The organism is Streptomyces sp. B1866, from assembly GCF_031932565.1.
Lineage (GTDB): Bacteria > Actinomycetota > Actinomycetes > Streptomycetales > Streptomycetaceae > Streptomyces.
On sequence record NZ_JAVSCF010000415.1, the window covers coordinates 1 to 3,209 of the forward strand.

Here is a 3,209-nt window from a genome sequence, read left to right on the forward strand (position 1 = left end):
CGCGCCCGCGGCCGCCGCGCCGTACGAGCGGCCCGGGCCGCGCGGGCCCGCCGGACCGTACGGGCCGTCGTACGGGCCGGGCGCCGCGCCGCGTGCGGAGAGCCCGTCGGTGTGCAGCACCAGCAGGTCTCCCGGCGCCAGCGGCTCGCTCGCCTGCGCGTACGCCGCGCCCGCCAGCACGCCCAGCAGCACGCCGTCCGGCGCCCGCAGCGCGCGGCCGGTCCCGTCCCGGAAGAGCAGCGGGGGCGGGTGCCCGGCCTGCGCCCACACCAGGGCGCGGCCGGCCGGGTCGTACCGGGCGACCAGCGCGCTGCCCAGCGTGGGCTCCTCGGCGGCGTCCACCAGCTGGTTCAGGCAGCCCATGAGGGCGCCGGGCGCCACGCCCGCCAGCGCCATGCCGCGCAGGGCGCCCAGCAGCATCGCCGTGCCGGAGGCCGCGGGAACGCCGTGGCCGGTGAGGTCGCCGACGCTCAGCAGCGTCCCGCCGCCGGGCAGCGGCAGGGCGTCGAACCAGTCGCCGCCGATCAGCGCGCTGGAGGCGGCGGGGAAGTAGTGCGCGGCGACGTCCAGCGCCGCGGGCCCGGACCGCGCGGGCCGCGGCGCGGTGCGCCAGGGCGGCAGCACGGTCTCCTGGAGGCGCACCGCGAGCCGGTGCTCGGCCCGCGCGCCGCGCCGGTGGTCGCGCAGCCGGGCGCCGGTCTCGCGCACCGTCCGCTGGCCGCGCCGCAGCTCGCTGACGTCCCGCAGCACGGCCCACAGGGAGGTGACGCAGCCGCCGCCGTCGAGCTCGGGCTCGCCGGTCATGTGCACCGTGCGCACGGCGCCGTCCGCGCGCACGACACGGAACTCGCCGTCGATCGGCCTGCCGTCCACCAGGCAGTCGGTGACCAGCGCCGTCAGCAGCGGCTGGTCCGCGCAGAAGACCCAGGCCGGCAGCTCGTCGAGGGTCAGGCCGCCCTCGCGCGGGTCGCGGCCGAAGATCTCGTAGAGCTCGGCGGACCAGGTCACCTCGTCGGTGAGCAGGTCCCACTCGGCACTGCCGGCCCGACCGGGCGGCGGCTGGAGGCGCCCGCCGGAGCCGGGCGGCGGGGACGGGGCGTGATCCGGCTCCGGCGGGCCGACGGGCAGCCCCTCCCTGAGCTGGCCGAGGTGGCCGCCCAGGTCGTCCAACTGGTGTGCGGCCAGGTCGCACAGCGCACGCCGCCAGCGCGCGCGGGGGTCGTCGCTCAGGTCCAGGCCCGCGTCGGCGTCGCGGCGGACGGCGTCGAGGCCGCCGCGCAGCCGCCGCGTCTGCGAGATCAGCGCGTCGACATCGCCGCGGTCGTGCGGCGGGGCGGCGGAGGGGTCCACCGGGCGGGGAGGCGGCATGACTCTCTCCGGAAGCGGGACGGGGCGCGGCCGGGCCTGCCTGAGTGGCCGGTTACGACTCTCGCACAGGCAGCGGCGGAGCGTAAGGGGATTTGGCAATCACCATACGGGGGTGCATCCGGCGCATGCTGCTTATCGGCCAATATTCGGCAAAGTGGGATGGATTGTGCGGAGTGTAGGGTTCCGCCGGGGGCGCCGCGCGCCCCCGGCACCAGCCTTGCACCAAAGGACGAGGTCCGGCATACCACGTCCGCACATCGGCAAGAATGCGGGTCGACGGAAATCCCGTTGCCAGCGACACCACCGCACCGGATGCTGACATCATGTTCGATCCAGACATAGCGCCCAGCGGCACCCTGCTCGGCCTCCTTCAGCGAGGCCGCGGCGACGGGACGCTGCACGCCCTCGCCGCGCCGCGGGACGAGGCGCTCTCGGCGCTGCGCCACTGCGTGCTGCACGACCCGCGCCGCGACTGGCAGGTCGAGAACCGCTCGCTGTACTACGCCCGGCTGTGTCTGGATCTCGACGCCGACCTCGACGCGGTCGAGCAGCACCTGTTCCACCCCGACGACCTCCTCGACACCGCCGAGGAGCGCACCGGCCTGGCCCTGGCGGTCCTCGGCCACCTCGCCAGCTACGGCCGCCCGGACGCCCTCGCCCTGCTGCGCCGCTACGCGGCCCGCGGCGGCAACTGGGCCTGGGCCCTGGACGAGCTGGCCCTGCACGACGACGACACCGGGCTGCGCGCCTTGGCGCCCGCGGTGCTCGGCAGGTTCCCCGAGACCCCCGAGGGCGACGCCGAGCTGACCGCCGCCGCCCGCGGCGCGTACGAGCCCCGGCCCTGGCGGCTGTGGGCCGACGACCCCTGGTACGGGCCGCGGGTGCGCGCCGCCCAGGAACGCGGCGCCTTCGACCTCTGGCAGCGCCAGCTCAAGCTCGACGGGCCGCGGCCCGGCTGGAGCGTCCGGGACGTCCTGCTGTGGGCCCAGGCCGAGCACGACCTGCGCCCCGGCGCCCGCCGCCACGACGCGGCCGCCCGCTGCCTGGCCGCCGTGGCCGGCCCGGAGGACCGGGCCGAGCTGCTGGCCGCCGCCGCCTCCGGGCCCGAGGCCGCCCGCGCGGCCGCCCTGCGGCACCTCGCCGAGACCGGCGACCCGAAGGTGCTCGACCTGATCGAGGACGCCGCCGCCGAGCCGGCCGGCGGCCTGGTCGCCACCGCCGCCGTCGCCGCCTTCGAGCGGATGCGCAGCGTCGTGGCCCTCGACCGGGCCCGTGCCTGGACCGACCGCGCCGACTCCCTCGGCGACGCGGCCGCCGCCATGCTCGCCTGCCGGGGCGGGCAGTACGACACCGGGCTGGTCCTGGGCGCCCTGCGCCGCACCGTGCGCACCCAGGGACCCGACGCGCAGGCCCTGTGGCCGCTGGCCGACGGCGCCGGGCGGCTGGCGATCAGCAGCGCCGCGCCCGTCCTGCGCCACATCTACCGCGAGACCTCCTCCTCCCACCTGCGCGGCCGGGCGGCCCACGCGCTGGCCGTCACCGACCCGTCCTTCCCCTCCGACTTCGCCATCGAGTGCCTCTGGGACTGCGAGGAGAGCACCCGCGAGCTCGCCGCCCGGCACGCCGCCACCGCCGACGCGCGCGTCGTGGAGCAGCTGCGCCGCCTCGCCGCCGACCCCGCGGAGGAGGCCGAGGTCCAGACGGCGGTCCGCAGCCGCATCGGCCCCGACCGCAAGGCCCGGTAGCCGCCGGGCGCCACCGCGGCCCCCGGACCGGGCCGTCGCCCGTCCGGCCACCGGGGGCCGCCCCCGCCCGCCCCGCGGCCGTCCGGCGCCGTCTGC

The 3,209-nt window shown here is 78.2% G+C and carries 2 protein-coding genes; one reads left to right on the plus strand and one right to left on the minus strand.

All coding sequences use genetic code 11. The annotated features are described in order from the left end of the window. Positions 1-1,368, minus strand: a 1,368-nt coding sequence (locus tag RKE29_RS28865; RefSeq protein WP_312008657.1) for a SpoIIE family protein phosphatase, incomplete at its 3' end; no start/stop codon positions are given. A gap of 323 nt (positions 1,369-1,691) precedes the next feature. Here RKE29_RS28865 and RKE29_RS28870 point away from each other — a divergent pair. Then, positions 1,692-3,113, plus strand: coding sequence for a HEAT repeat domain-containing protein (locus RKE29_RS28870; RefSeq protein WP_312008658.1), 1,422 nt, complete (start codon positions 1,692-1,694; stop codon positions 3,111-3,113). The last annotated feature ends 96 nt before the right edge of the window (positions 3,114-3,209 follow it).

Bases quoted from the DNA above. Each gene is read 5' to 3' on its own strand.
- RKE29_RS28870 (WP_312008658.1), top strand. From the start codon at position 1,692: ATGTTCGATCCAGACATAGCGCCCAGCGGCACCCTGCTCGGCCTCCTT.